This is a genomic window from Gemmobacter sp. 24YEA27 (assembly GCF_030052995.1).
Classification (GTDB): Bacteria; Pseudomonadota; Alphaproteobacteria; order Rhodobacterales; family Rhodobacteraceae; genus Pseudogemmobacter.
In genome coordinates this window covers 429,574-446,915 of record NZ_JASJPW010000002.1, presented here as the reverse complement: position 1 = coordinate 446,915, position 17,342 = coordinate 429,574, and the positions used below count along the sequence as shown (strand labels likewise).

The following is a 17,342-nucleotide window of genomic DNA, read 5'->3' as shown; positions in this document are numbered from 1 at the left end:
TCCCGCGCCCCTCAATATCTGAACAGCCGGGCTGCAATCAGCCGGGCGGAGAGCGTGACGATCTTGGTCATCACATAGAAAATGACCGCAGCAATGGCGAACATCTCGAAGGTGCGGAAATTGATCTTCACCAGATTGTCGGTGACGCCAAAGAGATCCGAATTCATCGAGATCACCGCGCCCAGCGAGGTCATCAGGATGGCCCAGACAAACTGGTTCGTCATCGGCAGGAAAGAAATCCTGAGCATCTGCGGCATCACCACATAGCCAAAGGCCTGCGGCGCGCTCATGCCCAGCGACCGCGCCGAACGGGTCTGGGTGTCCGGGATCGCCTTCAGCGCGCCACGGAAATTCTCATGCAGGTAGCCGGCATTGTTGAACGTGATCCCGGCGAGCAGCGCGATATAGGGCGAGAGCCGCAGATCAACGGCAAAGCCCAGCTGCGGCTGCGTCCAGCCCGTGATCGCGATGCCAAGCCCCGCAAGGCCGAAAAAGGCCATATAGATCTGGAAAAGTGCAGGCGTATTGCGCGCCACTTCGACCCAGGTGGTCGTGATGCCGCGCAGCACCCGGTTGCCCGAGAGCCGGAAGGCGGTGAGAAGAATTGCAAAAAGGATCCCGAGGATCATCGAAAACACCGCGACTTCCAGAGTCACCAGCGCCCCTTGCAACATATCAGGCAGCGATTGGAACGCCTGATTCCAGCGAAAGCTGTAATTGAACATATCCGCCTCCCAGTTTCTGAACGGGATCTTTGAACGGAGAAGCGGCGCGGAGGGTTTTCCCTCCGCGCCGCCGCATCAGCGGATAGATCAGCGATAGACGCCGTTGATCGTCAGATTGGCGGGCTCACCCTCGCCAACCCATTTTTTGTAAAGCTCGGCGTAACGGCCGGTGCGGACCTGCTGGTTGATAAAGAGGTTCATGTAGTTGATCAGGCCATATTCTTCGCGCAGCGTGACCAGCGCGACATAGTCCGGCACCATCGGCGCCTTGTCGACGACCTTGATGTCACCGAAATTGCCCGAAGCGACGTTGGCATTGGCGACTTCCATCGTGCCGACCGTCGCATCCAGCTGGCCCTGGCTCAGCGCAAGGAAGACGTCAGCCTGGTTCTGGAACGGACGGAACTCGCCCTCGCCCCATGCCTTGACCTGACCTTCCAGCCAGATCGCCTCATAGGTGCCGGCGGTGGCGCCGACGACTTTGCCCTTCATATCTTCCCAGGATGCCATTTCCAGACCCGGGCGGGCCACAACGGCATTCTCGAAAGCGTAATAGGGAACCGAGACGCCAACGGTCTTGGCGCGCTCCAGCGTGTCCGAGGTCGAGGCAACGGCCACATCAACGCGGCCCGACATCAGAGCCGGGATACGCTCGGGGAAGGTGGTTTCGACAACCTCGGCGGTGACGCCAAGCGCGGCGGCAAGGTCATTACAGTAATCGACGTCAAAACCGATCGGATTATTGTCAGCATCTTTCGACCCCATCGGCGGGAAGTCGAGGACAACTGCGCAGCGAAGCGTGCCCGATGCGATGATGTCGTCAAGCTTGTCGGCCATGGCCGGGCCGGCGAAAGCAGTGGCCGCCGTAAGGCCAAAGGCGAGGACTTTGGATTTCATGCAGGCTCTCCCTGAGTTGTTCTTGCTGTTGATTCACGTCGTGACACTATCATGTGTCATTGGTCTCGACGCAAATCAAAAATACAATTAGTATACAAGAGACCTGTCAGAGCAGGGATTGGAAGGCGATCCGGCTGCGTTTCGGGCCAATTCAGGCATTCTTCCTGAAAACCCACGCGTCTGACCGGGTTTTTGACACGCAACAAGGGTGATGGGCCGCCGGAATGCCTGCCTGCAGGGATGGCGATTCTCGCGAAAGCCGCCCAGAATGACCATCGGCATGACCAACAGCACAGCCAGGAGCTGTCCCGCGATCCCTGAGATCACGGCCCGAAACGGAGAGCAGAGATGACCACCACCCCCCTTTCGATCGAGGATCTCGGCAGCCGAATCGAGCAGGTCTTTGCCCATGCCGGCATGAATCCGGCGCAGGCCGGCGCCATGGCACGGGTGCTGACGGCGGGCGAACGCGACCAATGCAAATCGCATGGCATCTACCGGATCGAAGGTACGCTGCGCACGGTGAAGGCGGGCAAGGTGAACCCGCAGGCCGTGCCGGTGCTGGCACCCGATGATGGCACCGCGCTTGTGCGGGTCGATGCGCAGGGCGGCTTTGCCAATGCTGCCTTCGAGCTGGCTTTGCCGGAACTTGCCGCCCGGGCGAAAAAGCTCGGCATGGCGGCGATGGTGATCAATGACTGCACCCATCTCGCCGCGCTCTGGCCCGAGGTCGAGGCGGTCACCGCCCATGGCCTTGCCGCGATGGTGATGTGCCCGAGCTATGCGACCGTCGCGCCCACCGGCGGCACCGATCCGCTTCTGGGCACCAACCCCTTTGCCTTTGGCTGGCCGCGCCCCGCAGGCGACCCCTATGTCTTCGATTTCGCCACCTCGGTCGCGGCACGCGGCGAAGTGGAACTCCATCGCCGCGCTGGCAAAGCCCTGCCCGAGGGCTGGGCGCTGGACAAAGACGGCAATCCGACCACCGATCCCGAAGCGGCGCTTGCCGGCGCCATGCTGCCCTTTGGTGGCCATAAGGGTTCGGCGATCTCGACGATGATCGAGCTTCTCGCCGGGATCATGATCGGCGACCTGACCAGCCCCGAAGTCCTCGACTACCTCGGCTCGACGACGCTGGCACCGCGCCATGGTGAACTGATCCTTGCCTTCTCGCCCGAGGCCTTTGCGAAAGGCCGCCCCGGCGATCCCTTTGCCCGTGCCGAGACGTTGTTTGAAGCGATCATCGGTCAGGGCGCCCGCCTGCCCTCGCAGCGCCGCTTCCGCGCAAGGGCGGAATCAGCCGCGGCAGGCATCACGCTCAGCGCCGATGAAATCGCCCAGCTGGAGCGATTCCAGCGCCTTGGCCTCGACGCGGTCTGAAACCTTGCGGCCCTGGCACGGTAGGGGCTCAGCGCCGCACATATCCAGGTGAAACTAATTTTACCCGGATGGTTTCTTTCGACATTTTTTCAGACTGTTTTTTGGGCATTTCGCTTTTCTGATACAGGAAAGCGGAATGTTCGCATGACATTCCCTGCCTCCCGGGGCATAGGCTGACCCCCATTCCCGGCGCCCTCCCGGAGACCTGTCGCCGCCCCTCCTTCACCCAGCGGCCTGCCGCCGTCCCTCCTCCCATATTCCAGGCATGAAGATCGACAATGTCCAAACTCGCCCTCCGCGTCACCTGTTCCTCGACCCGCGGCATCGTTGCCGCCATCTCGTCCTTCCTCGCCGGTCAGGGCTGCAACATCACCGATTCCAGCCAGTTCGATGATGCCCATACCGGCCGCTTCTTCATGCGCGTGAGCTTTCGCAGCGAAGAGGGCAAAACGCTGAAAGACCTGCGCGAGGCCTTTGCCGCGGTCGCCAGGCCCTTCGATATGGAAGCGGAGTTCTTCGATGAGGAAGCCAGGCGCAAGGTCATCGTCATGGTCTCGCGCTTTGGCCATTGCCTGAATGACCTATTGTACCGCTCGAAGATCGGCGCGCTGCCGATCGAGATCGTCGCGGTGATCTCGAACCATATGGATTACCAGAAGGTCGTGGTGAACCAGGACATCCCCTATTACTGCATCAGGGTCACCAAAGAGAACAAACCCCAGGCCGAGGCCGAGCAGATGCGGGTGGTGCGCGAAACCGGGGCCGAGCTGATCGTGCTGGCGCGCTATATGCAGGTGCTCTCGGATGAGATGTGCCGCGAGATGTCGGGGCGGATCATCAATATCCACCACTCCTTCCTGCCCTCGTTCAAAGGGGCCAATCCTTACAAGCAGGCGTTTGAACGCGGCGTGAAGCTGATCGGGGCGACCTCGCATTACGTCACTGCCGATCTGGATGAAGGCCCGATCATCGAGCAGGACATTGTCCGCATCACCCATGCCCAGTCGGGCGAGGATTATGTCAGCCTTGGCCGCGATGTGGAGGCCTCGGTTCTGAGCCGCGCGATCCATGCCCATGTCCATGGGCGGGTCTTCATCAATGGCGAGAAGACGGTCGTCTTCCCGGCCTCGCCCGGATCCTATGCCTCGGAGCGGATGGGCTGAGGACAGCCGGTCCGGCCATGACTGGCCGGAGGCCTCCGGCGGGGATATTTAAGGACAGATGAAAACAGCGAGGGCGCTCCTTTTATGGGAGCGCCCTTTGATTTGTGAAGCCGGGCCGGTTCAGGCCAGCCAGGGTTTGACTTCGTCGAGTTTCGACCATCCGGCATACCAGGTGTCGAACAGCACCAGTTGCTTTTCGATGAAACCGGCCTGGCTCGGCGACAGTTTGTCATCTTCGTTGAAATGGAGCGCGTATTCAGGGTTCCCCTTCAGCACCATCATATGTTTGAAGAAGAGGACCAGATCCGCGCCACCATCGACGCGGGCGAGCTCGTAGAAAGCGGTGTCGAGTTCTTTGGCAAGGCGGCGGGCTTTGACATCGCCGGTGGCGGCGGCCTTGCAAAGATTGCCCAGCGTCAGGATCTCGCGCGGCAGCACACAGCCGATGCCGGTGATCGCGCCAGTCGCGCCCGCATTGACATAGCCATGGAAGACCGAGGTATCGATGCCGATCATCAGGGTCACGTCGTCATCGGCCGAGGTGATGTTTTCGGCGGCATAGGTCATCGCGGCATCGCCGCCGAATTCCTTGAAGCCGATCAGGTTCGGGTGTTCGGCGCGCAGCGCGAAGAAGAGATCGGCTTTGGTCTCGAACCCGTAATAGGGGCTGTTATAGATCACGGCCGGCAGCTTCGGAGCGGCCGCAAGGATCGCCTTGAAATGCGCCTTCTGCGCCGCCGCGACCGAGCCGCGCGACAAGACGCGCGGGATCACCATAAGGCCATGCGCACCGGTCTTTGCGGCATGTTCTGCCAGGGCCACAGCCGAAGCTGTATTGATCGCACCGGTTCCGACGATCACTTTGACACCGGCCTGCACGAGGCGCTCGACGCCTTCCATCCGCTGCGCGTCAGTCAGGAGCGGCCAGTCCCCCATCGAGCCACAATAGACCACAGAGGACATGCCAAGGCTGACGAGCTCTTTCGCCTTTTTCACGAGCGCATCGAAATGGGGGCTGCGATCGGCTTTGCAGGGCGTCATCAGGGCGGGGATGGTGCCGGTGAAGATATCGCTCATCTGGCTGGTTCCTCTGTTGGGGCCGCGCGAGAGGTCTGGCGGCACGATTCCGTGGTTCAGCCGTGAGTATAGAGTTTGTATTTTATTTGTCGACATAAATTCCGTTCAGGCGGAGATCCGCGCGCAGCCTGGCCTCCCCCGGAAAGATCAGATGGAGATGTCCTGGCGGCGGTCGCGGGTGATCGCTTTCTGGATCTGCCGGATGATCTGATCGGCATGGGCGCGCGCAACCTGATCGGCGGCGCCGATATCGCGGGCGGCAATCGCCGCGACCATCTGCTCATGTTCGCGCAGCCAGAGCGCCGGCATATCGCCTTCGAAACTGCTGTAATAGTAAAGCCGCAGCAGGCGGCGCCCCTCATCCAGCAAGCGGCTGAAGAGCGATAGGTAATAGCGGTTGCGCCCGGCCTCGGCGATGGTCTGGTGGAACTGGCGGTTGGTCGCGATCATGCCGATCTCGTCCCCTGCCGCACAGCGTTCTTCATAGGCGCGCTGATGCGCGCGGATGCGGTCGAGGTCTTCGGCCGTGTGATATTCCGCCGCAAGCCGTGTGGTGACGCGATACATCAGCGTCAGCGCGTCGAAAAAAGTATGAAGATTGGCGAAGTCGATCTGCGACACCATGGTCGAGCGGTTCGGCAGCGTGTCGATCAGCCCTTCCGCCGCAAGCCGCACCAGCGCCTCGCGGATCGGTGTGCGCGACATGCCAAAGCGGTCGGCAAGCTGGATCTCATCGACGATAGAGCCTGGCGGCAGTTCCAGATCGAGGATCTGGTCGCGCAACAATTCGTAGACCATCCGCACGCCGGAGCCGCGTTTGCGGTCATGCCCCGCAGGCGTTTCGCTGGCAGTCATCGGCGCGCATCCCCTTCATGTCGACAAAAGGAATACGCCACTGTTTTTCCGCGATCAACAGCGACAAGGCACCGGGGCGCGATCAGGCCGCCGAAAGCCGCGCATAGCGCCCGCCACTGACCGACAATTCGGCATGTGTGCCCGTTTCTGTGATCCGGCCTTCCTCCATCACGATGATCCGGTCGGCATCGCGAATCGTCGCCAGGCGATGCGCGATCACCAGCGTGGTGCGGCCCTCGGCCAGGCGCTCCAGCGCGGCCTGGATTTCGCGTTCGGTTTCGGTATCCAGCGCCGAGGTCGCCTCGTCGAGGATCAGGATCGGCGGGTTCTTCAGGAAGACCCGGGCGATGGCGACGCGCTGCTTCTGGCCGCCCGACAGCATGACACCGCGTTCGCCCACAATGGTATCCAGCCCCTGCGGCATCCGCGCGATCATCTCGGAAAGCTGCGCATGTTCGGCGGCTGCGATGATCTCGGCCTCGGTCGCATCCAGCCGACCGTAAGCGATATTCTCGCGCAGCGTGCCGCCAAAGAGGTAAACATCCTGGCTCACGATCCCGATCTGACGGCGCAGGCTGTCGAGGGTAAATCTGGTGATGTCATGGCCGTCAAGCGTGATCGCGCCCGAGGCCGGTTCGTAGAACCGGGGCAGCAACGCCAGAAGCGAGGTCTTCCCCGCGCCTGACGGGCCGACATAGGCCAGCGTCTCGCCGGGCTTCACGTCAAAGGTGATGTCGCGCAGCACCGGGCGCGCGGGATCATAGCCGAAGTTCACAGCATTGAACTGCATCGCGCCGGACAGCGCAGGCGCCGGGCGGGCATTGGGCAGGTCGGCAATATCAGGCTCATTCGCCAGCAGCTCCTGATAACGACGGAACCCCGCGATACCTTTCGGATAGGTTTCCAGCACAGCAGCGATCTTTTCCAGCGGCCGGAAGAACACAGAGGACAGCAAAAGGAAACCGACGAAACCACCCGCTGTCAGGCTGCCTTCCAGCACATAGCCCGCGCCCGCGACCATGATCAGCACCTGAACCCCACGCATCCCGATATAATTCAGCGCCTGGCTTGCCGCCATGATCTTATAGGCATCGAGTTTCGTGCGCCGGTACATCGCATTGTCATGCGCAAAGCGCGCTTTCTCATGTTCCTCATTGCCAAAGGCCTGAACCACGCGGATACCGCCGACATTCTCCTCCATCCGGACGTTGAAATTCGCCACACGGCTGTAGATCGCGCGCCAGGTCGCCGTCATCCGCCCGCCAAAGACCGAGACAATCAGCACCGCCACCGGCACGATCACCGCCGTCATGATCGCCATCGGCGGATGCAGCCAGAGCATCAGCGCGAAGGCCCCGATAAAGGTCATGATCGCGATGAACAGATCTTCGGGCCCGTGATGCGCAACCTCGCCGATCTCCTCCAGATCGCGGGTCACGCGGGACACCAGATGGCCGGTGCGCGATTTGTCGAAATAGCTCCAGGAGAGTTTCTGGATATGGTCAAAGGCGCGCCTGCGCATCTCGGTCTCGATATTGATCCCGAGCATATGGCCCCAATAGGTCACAATTGCCATCAGCGCGGTATTGACGAGGTAGACCACCATCAGCACCGCCGCCGCGATCAGCGTCAGGGACCAGTTCCCCGCCGGCAACAGCACATCGATAAAGCCCCGGACTGCCAGCGGAAAGGCCAGCTCCAACAGGCCCGACAGGACCGCACAGCCGAAATCGACCCAGAACAGGGTCTTCCAGGGCCGGTAGTAGCTCAGGAAATCACGCAGCATGTCTCACTCTGTCAGCCTTCGGGGCAAAGATATGGCCTGGACCCGGAGCGCCGAATGGTCAAGACCTCTCAGCCGAAAGCCGCCACCCTGCCCGCGACCGAGAGCATCACCGGAGCCCCCTCGGGCAGGCGCGGGCCGCCCATCTGATCGACCTGGATCTCGGTTCCGTTGCAATCGACCCAATAGGTCAGATCATGCCCCTTGAATTCGACCGAGGTGACCCGGCCCCGGGCGGCCTCGCCTGCCCCGGCCTCGCGAATAGTGATCTGTTCCGGACGCAGCGAGAATCCGATCGGGCCGCTGGCCGGGCGTTCCAGCGCGATCGGGCCCAGCACGGTTTCGCAACTCTCGCCCCTCGCCTCGCCGGTGATCAGATTGGTGCGGCCCAGAAAGCCCGCGACAAAGGGATCGGCGGGGCGGTCATAGACCTCAGCCGCCGGGCCACATTGCAACAGGCGCCCGTCTTTCATCACCGCGACGCGGTCGGCGAAACTGAGCGCCTCTTCCTGGTCATGGGTGACGAAGAGGATACCGATGCCGCTCGCCTTCAAAAGCGCCCGGATCTCGCGCCTTGTCCGGGCGCGCAGCGCGGCATCAAGATTCGAGAACGGCTCATCCAGCAGGATCACCGCCGGCGCGGCGGCAAAGCTGCGCGCCAGCGCCACGCGCTGCTGCTGGCCGCCGGAAAGCTCATCGGGGTAACGCAGCCCGAAATCGCACAGCCCGACCATATCGAGGAAGCGCTGCGCCGTAGCGGGCGCCCGGTCTGCGGCGCCAAAAGCCACATTCTGCGCCACGGTCATATGCGGGAAGAGCGCATAGTCCTGGAACACCATGCCGATGCCGCGCTTTTCCGGCGCAATCCCGGTGACATCGCGCCCCGCCAGCCGGATCTTGCCCCGGTCCGGGGTCTCGAACCCCGCAACCATCCGGAGCGTCGTGGTCTTGCCACAGCCCGAAGGCCCGATCAGCGCAAGGATCTCGCCCGCGGCCAGATCCAGTGACAGATCATCGACCACGGCCTGGCCCGCGCCAAAAGACCGGCTCAGATGTGAAAGCGACAGCAGGGGCTCAACCGTCATCTTCTTCCCAATTCCTTACGGCCGGCGCCTTCATATTTCAGGATCAGCCCGACGAAAAACGCCGAAAAAAGGATGATCGCTAACGCGAATGGCGCGGCCTCGGTCATCATGCCCTCGACGGTGCGACCAAAGACCGTGGTCGAAAGGCTGCGCCAGCCGGTGGGCGCCAGCATCCAGTTCAGCGGCAATTCCTTGACCACGGCGATAAAGACCAAAAGGCCCGCCGCGACCATCGGGCCTTTCAGACGCGGCAGCGTCACGCGCGCAAAAGCCCGGAACGGCGAGACCCCGAGCGCCCGCGCCGCCTCTTCCGGCCTGGTCCCGATCTGCATCAGCGCCAGCCGCAAAGGCCCGAGCGCCAGCGCGAGGAAGGTCATCACCCAGGCGAAGATCAGGACGCCATGGCTCTGATAGGCAAAGGGGATGACCGCAAGGGTGAAAAACACCATCGCAAGACCAAAGGCCAGCGGCGGCGTCGCATAGCCCATCCAGGCCAGCCGGTCAGTCAGGCTCGCAAACCAGCCGGGCCAGCGCAGCGTCAGCAAAACCACCGGCAGTGCCAGCGCGACGGTGAGCCCGGCGACCACCGCCGCCGCCAGACCCGAATTCAGCGCCGCCTGCCCCAGCATCGCCCAGTCGATCTCGCCAATCCCGCGCCGCATCCAGTGCCCCAGCACCGCCAGAGGCAATCCGAGCGCAGCGAGGCTTACCAGAACGACCCAGCCCCAGGCGGCAACCGCCCAAAGACCCAGCCGCACCGGCACGCCGCGCCGCTGCACCCCGGTCCCGACCCGGGCAAAGCGACGGCTCCGCGTCAGTCGCGCCTGCGCATAAAGTGCCACGCCCGCCACGCCCAACAGCATCAAAGACAGCCAGGCGGCATAGGTCCGGTCGAAAGCCCCGGCATATTGCGTATAAATCGCGTAGGAAAACACCTCATAGCGCATCAGCGCGATGGCTCCGAAATCGCCGATCACATAAAGCCCCACGACCAGCCAGGCCGAGACCAGCGCCGGCCAGAGCTGCGGCAGCACAACATGGCGCAAGACCTCGGAGCGCGAACGGCCCAGCGAGGCCGCGCTTTCCTCAAGCCCCGGATCCATCCCCAGAAATGCCGCGCGCAGGTTCAGGAAGATATAGGGGAAGGTGTAAAGCGCCAGCGACAGAGCCGCCCCCCAAAGCCCGTGCAGGGGCGGCAGCGAGACCCCGAACCATTCCCGCGCAAACCCGTAATAACCCGACAGTCCCAAAAGCGCATAGGCCATCACATAGCCCGGCACCGCCAGCGGAAGCGCCATCATAAATGTGACGAGCCCTTTCGCCCGCAAGTCGCTGCGCGTCACCAGCCAGGCCATGGGAAGCGCGATCAGTGTGCCGATCGCCAGGACCAGCGCCACCAGCGAAAGTGTATTGCCCAAAAGCAGCAGATTGCGCGACCGGAAGACGATTTCCGCCAGTTGTGCCGGCTCGGCCCCGAAGGCGCGTATCACCAGATAGGCCGCCGGCAGACAGGTGCCGACGCCCACAAGCCCCGCTGCAAGCAGCAAGGCAAGCGGCGGGCGGGGCCTGCGCCCCGCCCGCCCTGATGATGTCACGATGCCCGACAAGCTCAGAGCAGCCCGACCTCACGCAGCAGCGCGAGCGTGCCTTCCAGATCGCCGATCTGGTTCACATCGACCTTCGGGCTGATCGCCTGGACAGCCTCAAGGCTTTCCAGCGTCGCATGCGGGATCACGCCCGTGACAACCGGATATTCATAGCCCTGCAGCGTGATGAACTGCTGCGCGGCGGGCGAGAGCAGATAATCGATGAACTTCTGCGCATTCTCTTTATTGGCCGAGGTTCCGACAATCCCCGCGCCCGCAACCAGCACCAGGTTGCCGATATCACCGGCTTCGAAATGTGCCTGATCGACGGGGAAGGCGTCATCCTTGGCGGTATAGCGGCCCAGGTAGTAGTTGTTCACCAGGCCATAATCGACCTCGCCCGCGGCAATGGCTTCGATCTGGGTGCCGTTGTTTTTGTAAACCTTGGTGTCATTGGCGATCATGCCTTCCAGCCAGGCTTTGGTTGCCTCATCGCCATGGGTCAGACGGAACGCCGTGACAAAGGCCTGGAAAGAACCATTGGTCGGCGCCCAGGCAACGCGGCCCTTGTATTTCGCATCGGTCAGATCGGTGATCTTTGCGGGCAGCGCACCCGGCTCGACCCGCTCGGTCGAGTAGACCAGCACCCGGGTCCGGCCCGATGTCGCCACCCATTTGTTCGACGGATCGCGGAAGACCTCGAGCACTTTTTCATTCTCGCCCGCCGCCAGCTCTGCGAAGACCGGGGCCAGAGCACCAAGCGCGCCGGCATCCTGGGCCCAGAACAGATCGGCCGGGCTGTTGGCACCCTCTTCCTGCAGCAAGGCCGCCATTTCCGAGGTCGAGCCATAGCGCACATCAGTCTTGATGCCGGTCTCTGCCTCGAATTGTGCGATCAGCGGCGCAACCAGCGCCTCGCCGCGGCCGGAATAGATGGTCAGCGTATCCGCCGCCGCCATCGAGCCGATCCCGAGCGCAAGCGCAATGCCAGCCGCAAATTTTCCGGGCGCGAATGTCATCAGAAGGCCTCCTCCATTATGCCCCGCCGCCCGCGCGTTCTGCGCCTGCGGATGGGCCGGATCTCCGGCACAGGCCGGATCGTGGATCTGTCGCGAATTGTCGCAAAACCTATCCTGACAATTATCATCGGTAATCACAGAAGAAAACCGCAATTCTGACCAAAATGCTATTCGCAGTCCGGCCAGGCGGATTTTCCTGAAAAAGTGGTGCTTTCAGCCAGCGCTGACAAAGGCCGCAAGCGTCGCCGTCTCGGCGATCACCAGGGGGCCATGGGGCGGCTCATATACGCTGTGGCGATGGGTGTTTTCGGGCAGGATGACCAGGGCAGCAAAGCCATCCGGCACTGCCACGGGCTCCACCTGCGCGCCATCGACGGTCAGGCGCAGCCGGGGCGCATCGGTTTCGATGCGGATCTCCAGCCGCACCTCCCCCGCCCCGCTGGCGCTGGCCGCAACGCTCAGCTTCAGCCGCTGCGCGGGGCCCGGCACCGGCAGCGGCGGCAATTCGGGTATGCGGGGCGCGAGGCCGGTCGGCGGCAGGAGCGGTTCCATCGCGCGTGCAAGCGCCAGCAGCCTGCTGTCCTCCCAGGCCCGGCCGGCAAGCGTCAGCCCGGCCGGCATCCCGGTATCCGCCATCACGCCCATCGAAAGCGTCACCGTCGGCACACCCAGATGCCGGATCGCGAGATTGCCATTCGCGACCCAGGTGCCGTTCCTCCAGGCCAGATCCGCCGAGGCCGCGGTCACATCGGCATCCGCCGGTCCCACATCCGCCACCGCCGGAAAGATCACCGCATCATAGCCATGCCTGTCCATCCAGTCTTCCAGATCGCGCTTTCGGGTTTCCTCAAGCCCACGAAACCCATCTTCCAGATGCGGAATCTCGCGGAAATCCGTGACCGGATGCACGCGCGCATGGGCGGGGTAATCGGCAATATCATCGCCAAAGCCGGTATAGCGGTCGGGCAGCGCGCCGTCGGGCTGCGGGAATATCGCCGCGCCATCGACCTGCGACAGCCGGTTGAGGCCCGGATCGCCATTGGCGGCCAGAAAATCATCCCAGGCCCAGACCGAGAGATCGACAATCTCGCGCCGCAGATATTCCGGCGAGACAAGCCCCCGCGTCCCGATCTTCGGCGCACCCCTCCGGTCGCCCTCGTAATTGGAAACCAGCGGGAAATCCGAGATCACCACCTCTGCCCCCGCCGCGCGCAGCGCCGCGACCACCCTGTCCATCAGCGCAATGACCGAAGCGCGGGTCTCGATCCGCTGCCCGGTCGGCCCGCCGATCCCCGGGCTGTCCCCGGTCCCGGCCTCTTGGTCCTGGTTCACATACATTGCGGGTAGCGCAAAGCGCCTGCCCGTCAGCGCGGCGGTCAGCGCCGGATAGGATGGCGGGCGGATCTCTGACGGGCGCGGCAGCGCAACCCAGTCCTGCGCCCGCCACAGATCGCCGCGCGTCTCGGGATCATCGGCCACGATCACGTCGAGCACTTCCAGCAGATCCGCCATGCTGCGGGCATGTGGCACCACCACATCCATCGTCGGCACCAGCGGCCAGTTGCCCCGGACCGAGATCAGCCCGCGCGACGGTGTCAGCGCGCAAAGCCCGTTATTCGCCGCCGGCGCGCGGCCCGAAGACCAGGTTTCCTCGCCCAGCCCGAAGGCCGCGAAAGAGGCCGCCGTCGCGCTGCCCGACCCGTTTGACGAGCCGGAGGCGAACGCCGCTGTCAGGTAAGCGGCATTCCAGGGCGATTCCGCCCGCCCGTAAACGCCACGCTGCATACCACCATTGGCCATTGGCGGCATATTGGTCAGCCCGATCAGCACCGCCCCCGCCGCTTTCAGCCGCCCGATCGCAAAAGCATCATCCCCCGCGACCAGATCCCGAAAGGCGGGCGAACCTGCGGCCACTGTCAGGCCTTTGACTTTGTAACTGTCCTTGGCGGTATAGGGGATGCCATCGAGCGGCCCGAGCGCCTCGCCGCGCGCGCGGCGCAGATCAGAGGCGCGGGCCTCGTCAAACATCGCGGGGTTCAGCACCGGCACGGCATTCAGACGAATGCCGCTGCGATCATAGGCGGCAATGCGGCGCAGATACCCTGCGACCAGTGCGACCGAAGTAAGCTTGCCGGCCTCAAGGCCCGCGCGCAGACCGGCGATGCTTGCGCCGTGGAGGTTCATGCCCGTGCCGGGGCCTGAAGGGCGGCGGGCTGATGCTGCGTGATGCAATGCACCCCACCGCCACGCGCAAAGATCTCGCGGGCGTCGACCGTCACCACTTTGCGCCCGGGATAGGCGGCGCCAAGGATCTCAGCCGCCTCAGCATCGGCACGCGGCTCGCCAAAGCCACAGGCAATGACGGCCCCATTCAGCACCAGGTGATTGATGTAGGACCAGTCGTTGAACCCATGCGCATCGGTGATGGCTTCCGGCGCCGGGACCGCGATGATCTCGAGCCGGCGTCCCTTCGCATCCGTCGCGCCCTCAAGGATCGCGCGGATATCGGCCATCACCTTGTGATCCGGATGGCCCGGATTGCGCTGATCATGCAGCAGCACCTTGCCGGGGCTCGGGAAAGTCGCAACGATATCGACATGGCCATTGGTGCCGAACTCCCAGTAATCGCCTGTGAGCCCCTGCGGCAGCCAGATCACCTTTTCGACGCCCAGCGTGCGCGCGAATTCCGCCTCTACCCGCACGCGGTCGGCCAGAGGATTGCGGCGCGGATCCAGCTGCACGGTTTCCGTCGCGAACATGGTACCATCGCCGTCGACATGGATGCCGCCGCCCTCATTGACCAGCAGGGATGACACCACCGGCACCCCGGCCAGCCCGGCGATAAAGCGCGCGAGGCCCCGGTCATTCTGCCATTCCGCCGGGTCATCAGAGCCCCAGGCGTTATACATCCAATCGACCGCCGCAATCGAGCCATCCGCCGCCTGCACGAAAGTCGGGCCGGAATCACGTGTCCAGAAATGCTCAATGGGGCGCTCAACCAGGTCAACGGCAGAGCCAAGCATCGCTTTCGCCCGTGCGGTCTCTGTCGGATCGACGATCATCGTCACCGGCTGAAACGGCGCAATGGCCAATGCGACATCGGCCCAGGCGCGGTAGCCCGCCTCGCGCGCGACCGTGCCCTCGCCCAGCGTGGCACTTTCGCGCGGGAAGGCCATCCAGATCCGGTCCTGGGGGGCGGTCTCGGCGGGCATGAACCAGTTCTTCGGCACCACGGGCATCGGCAACTCCTGTCAGACTGTTGCCCGATCAGATGCCAGAAAGCGCCGCTGGCGCAAGAGGGCGCGCAGCAGGGTCCGACCACCCCGGCACAGCGCTCCGGCTCCCAGGCGGTGACATGGCGGCGCCTGGCCCCATCCTCGCCGCGACGCGCCCTGACATTTGTGTCGATGAAGACATCGCCAAAGATCGCCCCCCGCCTTGGCTTTGCGCCTGGCAATCAGCGAAGGCGCGGTGAAGGACCATCGCAACAAGGCTTGGCCCAGGCTCGCGATTTCCAGCCAGGCCGGACTGTTCTTACGATTCAGGGCCACCCTCTGATCTCGTCTCGACCGGCGCCGCTCCGGAATCCAGCAGGCTCCGGATCAGCTCGAAACTGTTTCTGACCCGGAGCTTGCGGATCATCGAGGCCCGGTGCACCTCAACCGTGCGGGGCGAGCAGTCCAGCACCCGCGCAATTTCCTTCGAGGTCATGCCGCCGACCATATGCCGCGCCACGCGCATCTCGGCGGGCGTCAGAAGGCCCGGCGCCGCCCCCGTCTCGATCACGCGATAGGTCCAGATCGCCAGGCGATGCGGTGCTTTCGGGGTCAGCGTCACCCCCCTGCCCTCCATCCAGACCAGCTGGCCGTCCTGGCGGCGCATGAAACGTTCATCGCGGATCATCGGCTTCAGCCGCAGCGCCTCTTCCGCGCGTTGGCCCAGCCGCTCGAAATCGGTCTCGCCAGGGTAAAGCACCCGCATCGAACAGCCCTCGAGCGCGCCCGGGTCCCAGCCGAACACCCGCCCCGCCGCCAGATTGGCGCGGCGGATCACCCGCTCGCGCAGCACCAGCGTGGCTTCCGGCGCATGCAGAAAGGCCAGTGCGGCAAGGTCATCGGGGGCAGAAGACGGCATCGGTGTCTCGCTATACCTGGGCACCTACGTATTTCTACGGATTCCGGCCCGGCCTGCAATCCATCAGCATCACCGGGGATCGGACCAGAGTCCGGAGAGGGATCATGGGAAACAAGATATACAATACCGCCGCCGAAGCGCTGGACGGACATCTGAAAGACGGGATGCTGATCGCCGCCGGTGGCTTTGGCCTTTGTGGCATTCCGGAACTGCTGATCGCCGCGATCCGCGACGCGGGCACAAAAGAGCTGACCGTCGCCTCGAATAATGCGGGCGTTGACGGCTTCGGCCTCGGGCAACTCCTCGAAACCCGCCAGGTGAAGAAGATGATCTCGTCCTATGTGGGCGAGAATGCCGAATTCATGCGCCAGTATCTCTCGGGCGAGCTGGAGCTGGAATTCAACCCGCAGGGCACGCTGGCCGAGCGGATGCGCGCCGGCGGCGCCGGGATCCCCGGCTTCTACACCAAAACCGGCGTCGGCACCGTGATCGCCGAAGGCAAGGAGCATCACGATTTCGACGGCCAGACCTATATCCTGGAACGCGGCCTCGTCGCCGATCTGGCGATTGTGAAAGCCTGGAAGGCCGACCCTTCGGGCAATCTCGTCTTCCGCAAGACCGCGCGGAATTTCAACGTCCCCGCCGCCACCTGCGGCCGCATCTGCATCGCCGAGGTCGAGGAAATCGTGCCGCTTGGCGCCCTGGACCCCGACAGCGTCCACCTCCCCGGCATCTACGTGACAAAGATCGTGCAGGGCGCCCATGAAAAGCGGATCGAACAACGCACTGTGCGCCAGAAGGAGCAGGCATAATGGCTGGCTGGGATCGTAACCAAATGGCCGCCCGTGCGGCGCAGGAACTCCAGGACGGCTGGTATGTGAATCTCGGCATCGGCATTCCGACGCTGGTGGCGAATTACATCCCCGAGGGCGTCGAGGTCACGCTGCAATCGGAAAACGGCATGCTTGGCATGGGCCCCTTCCCGTTCGAGGGCGAGGAAGACGCCGATCTGATCAATGCCGGCAAGCAGACCATCACCGAGCTGCCGCAAACCGCGTTTTTCGACAGCGCCACCAGCTTCGCGATGATCCGTGGCGGCAAGATCGCCATGGCGATCCTTGGCGCGATGGAGGTCGCGGAAAACGGCGATCTCGCCAACTGGATGATCCCGGGCAAGCTTGTGAAGGGCATGGGCGGCGCGATGGACCTTGTCGCGGGCGTGGGCCGTGTGGTCGTGGTGATGGACCACACCAATAAGGCGGGCGAGTCGAAAGTGCTGAAAGCCTGCACCCTGCCCTTGACCGGCAAATCGGTGGTCGACCGCATCATCTCGAACCTTGGGGTGCTGGATGTGGTGCCGGGCGGGCTGAAGATCGTCGAATGCGCCCCGGGCATCAGCGAGGCCGAACTGCGCGCCGCGACCGAGGCGACCATCGTCGGCTGATCCCACCACTGCAAGACTGACATAAGGGGGCCGCCAGGCCCCCTTTTCCGTGGCCCCCTTCTTCCTACGGGCCCGCCCCCATCGCCGGCGCAAAGCTGCCTGGGCCACGAATCTCCAATGCTGCCTCTGCAAAATGCCACTGGCCCGTCTACAGCCACCGCGCTAACAGACATGTGAGATTTTCTCAGGAGCGA

General features: G+C 63.6%; 15 protein-coding genes. 4 read left to right on the top strand and 11 right to left on the bottom strand.

What is annotated here, in order from left to right; genetic code table 11:
• Window positions 1-11: 11 nt before the first annotated feature.
• Complete coding sequence (locus QNO18_RS19675) at window positions 12-725, bottom strand: amino acid ABC transporter permease (RefSeq protein ID WP_283179221.1); 714 nt, start codon at window positions 723-725, stop codon at window positions 12-14.
• Window positions 726-812: 87 nt separating this feature from the next.
• Window positions 813-1,622, bottom strand: coding sequence for a transporter substrate-binding domain-containing protein (locus QNO18_RS19670; protein WP_092902917.1), 810 nt, complete (start codon window positions 1,620-1,622; stop codon window positions 813-815).
• Between the two features lie 348 nt (window positions 1,623-1,970).
• On the opposite strand from QNO18_RS19670, the gene QNO18_RS19665 reads away from it, so the two are divergent.
• Both QNO18_RS19665 and purU read left to right on the top strand, forming a co-directional pair.
• Entirely contained in the window at window positions 1,971-3,002 is a 1,032-nt protein-coding gene (locus tag QNO18_RS19665) for an Ldh family oxidoreductase (protein WP_283179220.1), read from the top strand.
• Window positions 3,003-3,280: 278 nt separating this feature from the next.
• Window positions 3,281-4,165: a formyltetrahydrofolate deformylase gene (gene purU, locus QNO18_RS19660; RefSeq protein ID WP_283179219.1), complete on the top strand. Its 885-nt coding sequence runs from the start codon at window positions 3,281-3,283 to the stop codon at window positions 4,163-4,165.
• 120 nt (window positions 4,166-4,285) lie between these two features.
• On the opposite strand, the gene QNO18_RS19655 is transcribed toward purU, so the two are convergent.
• The 9 genes from QNO18_RS19655 to QNO18_RS19615 form a co-directional block, all read right to left on the bottom strand.
• Window positions 4,286-5,242: a dihydrodipicolinate synthase family protein gene (locus tag QNO18_RS19655; protein ID WP_283179218.1), complete on the bottom strand. Its 957-nt coding sequence runs from the start codon at window positions 5,240-5,242 to the stop codon at window positions 4,286-4,288.
• Window positions 5,243-5,389: 147 nt separating this feature from the next.
• A complete protein-coding gene (locus tag QNO18_RS19650) occupies window positions 5,390-6,097 on the bottom strand; it encodes a GntR family transcriptional regulator (protein ID WP_283179217.1) in 708 nt (235 codons plus the stop codon).
• Between the two features lie 82 nt (window positions 6,098-6,179).
• Window positions 6,180-7,883 carry an ABC transporter ATP-binding protein gene (locus tag QNO18_RS19645; protein ID WP_283179216.1) on the bottom strand — a complete coding sequence of 568 codons (1,704 nt, stop codon included), beginning with the start codon at window positions 7,881-7,883 and terminating at the stop codon, window positions 6,180-6,182.
• A gap of 68 nt (window positions 7,884-7,951) precedes the next feature.
• Complete coding sequence (locus tag QNO18_RS19640; protein ID WP_283179215.1) at window positions 7,952-8,965, bottom strand: ABC transporter ATP-binding protein; 1,014 nt, start codon at window positions 8,963-8,965, stop codon at window positions 7,952-7,954.
• A complete protein-coding gene (locus QNO18_RS19635) occupies window positions 8,962-10,512 on the bottom strand; it encodes an iron ABC transporter permease (RefSeq protein WP_283179214.1) in 1,551 nt (516 codons plus the stop codon). Before QNO18_RS19635 ends, QNO18_RS19640 begins: the two co-directional genes overlap by 4 nt.
• Window positions 10,513-10,574: 62 nt before the next feature.
• Entirely contained in the window at window positions 10,575-11,570 is a 996-nt protein-coding gene (locus QNO18_RS19630; protein ID WP_283179213.1) for an iron ABC transporter substrate-binding protein, read from the bottom strand.
• Between the two features lie 213 nt (window positions 11,571-11,783).
• The gene (locus tag QNO18_RS19625) at window positions 11,784-13,754 is read right to left on the bottom strand and encodes an amidase (RefSeq protein ID WP_283179212.1); all 1,971 of its coding nucleotides are present in this window, start codon (window positions 13,752-13,754) and stop codon (window positions 11,784-11,786) included.
• A complete protein-coding gene (locus QNO18_RS19620) occupies window positions 13,751-14,809 on the bottom strand; it encodes an agmatine deiminase family protein (protein WP_283179211.1) in 1,059 nt (352 codons plus the stop codon). The genes QNO18_RS19625 and QNO18_RS19620 overlap by 4 nt, the downstream gene beginning before the upstream one ends.
• Window positions 14,810-15,104: 295 nt before the next feature.
• Window positions 15,105-15,704 carry a LuxR C-terminal-related transcriptional regulator gene (locus QNO18_RS19615; protein ID WP_283179210.1) on the bottom strand — a complete coding sequence of 200 codons (600 nt, stop codon included), beginning with the start codon at window positions 15,702-15,704 and terminating at the stop codon, window positions 15,105-15,107.
• A gap of 104 nt (window positions 15,705-15,808) precedes the next feature.
• On the opposite strand from QNO18_RS19615, the gene QNO18_RS19610 reads away from it, so the two are divergent.
• Window positions 15,809-16,516 carry a CoA transferase subunit A gene (locus QNO18_RS19610; protein ID WP_283179209.1) on the top strand — a complete coding sequence of 236 codons (708 nt, stop codon included), beginning with the start codon at window positions 15,809-15,811 and terminating at the stop codon, window positions 16,514-16,516.
• The gene (locus tag QNO18_RS19605; protein WP_198835010.1) at window positions 16,516-17,148 is read left to right on the top strand and encodes a 3-oxoacid CoA-transferase subunit B; all 633 of its coding nucleotides are present in this window, start codon (window positions 16,516-16,518) and stop codon (window positions 17,146-17,148) included. Before QNO18_RS19610 ends, QNO18_RS19605 begins: the two co-directional genes overlap by 1 nt.
• The last annotated feature ends 194 nt before the right edge of the window (window positions 17,149-17,342 follow it).

Excerpts from the sequence above, each read along its gene's own strand:
- QNO18_RS19650 (WP_283179217.1), bottom strand. The coding sequence starts at position 6,097 with ATGACTGCCAGCGAAACGCCTGCGGGGCATGACCGCAAACGCGGCTCC.
- QNO18_RS19610 (WP_283179209.1), top strand. The coding sequence starts at position 15,809 with ATGGGAAACAAGATATACAATACCGCCGCCGAAGCGCTGGACGGACAT.
- QNO18_RS19640 (WP_283179215.1), bottom strand. The coding sequence starts at position 8,965 with ATGACGGTTGAGCCCCTGCTGTCGCTTTCACATCTGAGCCGGTCTTTT.
- QNO18_RS19625 (WP_283179212.1), bottom strand. The coding sequence starts at position 13,754 with ATGAACCTCCACGGCGCAAGCATCGCCGGTCTGCGCGCGGGCCTTGAG.
- QNO18_RS19630 (WP_283179213.1), bottom strand. The coding sequence starts at position 11,570 with ATGACATTCGCGCCCGGAAAATTTGCGGCTGGCATTGCGCTTGCGCTC.
- QNO18_RS19665 (WP_283179220.1), top strand. The coding sequence starts at position 1,971 with ATGACCACCACCCCCCTTTCGATCGAGGATCTCGGCAGCCGAATCGAG.
- QNO18_RS19675 (WP_283179221.1), bottom strand. The coding sequence starts at position 725 with ATGTTCAATTACAGCTTTCGCTGGAATCAGGCGTTCCAATCGCTGCCT.
- QNO18_RS19615 (WP_283179210.1), bottom strand. The coding sequence starts at position 15,704 with ATGCCGTCTTCTGCCCCCGATGACCTTGCCGCACTGGCCTTTCTGCAT.
- QNO18_RS19605 (WP_198835010.1), top strand. The coding sequence starts at position 16,516 with ATGGCTGGCTGGGATCGTAACCAAATGGCCGCCCGTGCGGCGCAGGAA.
- QNO18_RS19645 (WP_283179216.1), bottom strand. The coding sequence starts at position 7,883 with ATGCTGCGTGATTTCCTGAGCTACTACCGGCCCTGGAAGACCCTGTTC.
- QNO18_RS19670 (WP_092902917.1), bottom strand. The coding sequence starts at position 1,622 with ATGAAATCCAAAGTCCTCGCCTTTGGCCTTACGGCGGCCACTGCTTTC.
- purU (WP_283179219.1), top strand. The coding sequence starts at position 3,281 with ATGTCCAAACTCGCCCTCCGCGTCACCTGTTCCTCGACCCGCGGCATC.
- QNO18_RS19620 (WP_283179211.1), bottom strand. The coding sequence starts at position 14,809 with ATGCCCGTGGTGCCGAAGAACTGGTTCATGCCCGCCGAGACCGCCCCC.
- QNO18_RS19655 (WP_283179218.1), bottom strand. The coding sequence starts at position 5,242 with ATGAGCGATATCTTCACCGGCACCATCCCCGCCCTGATGACGCCCTGC.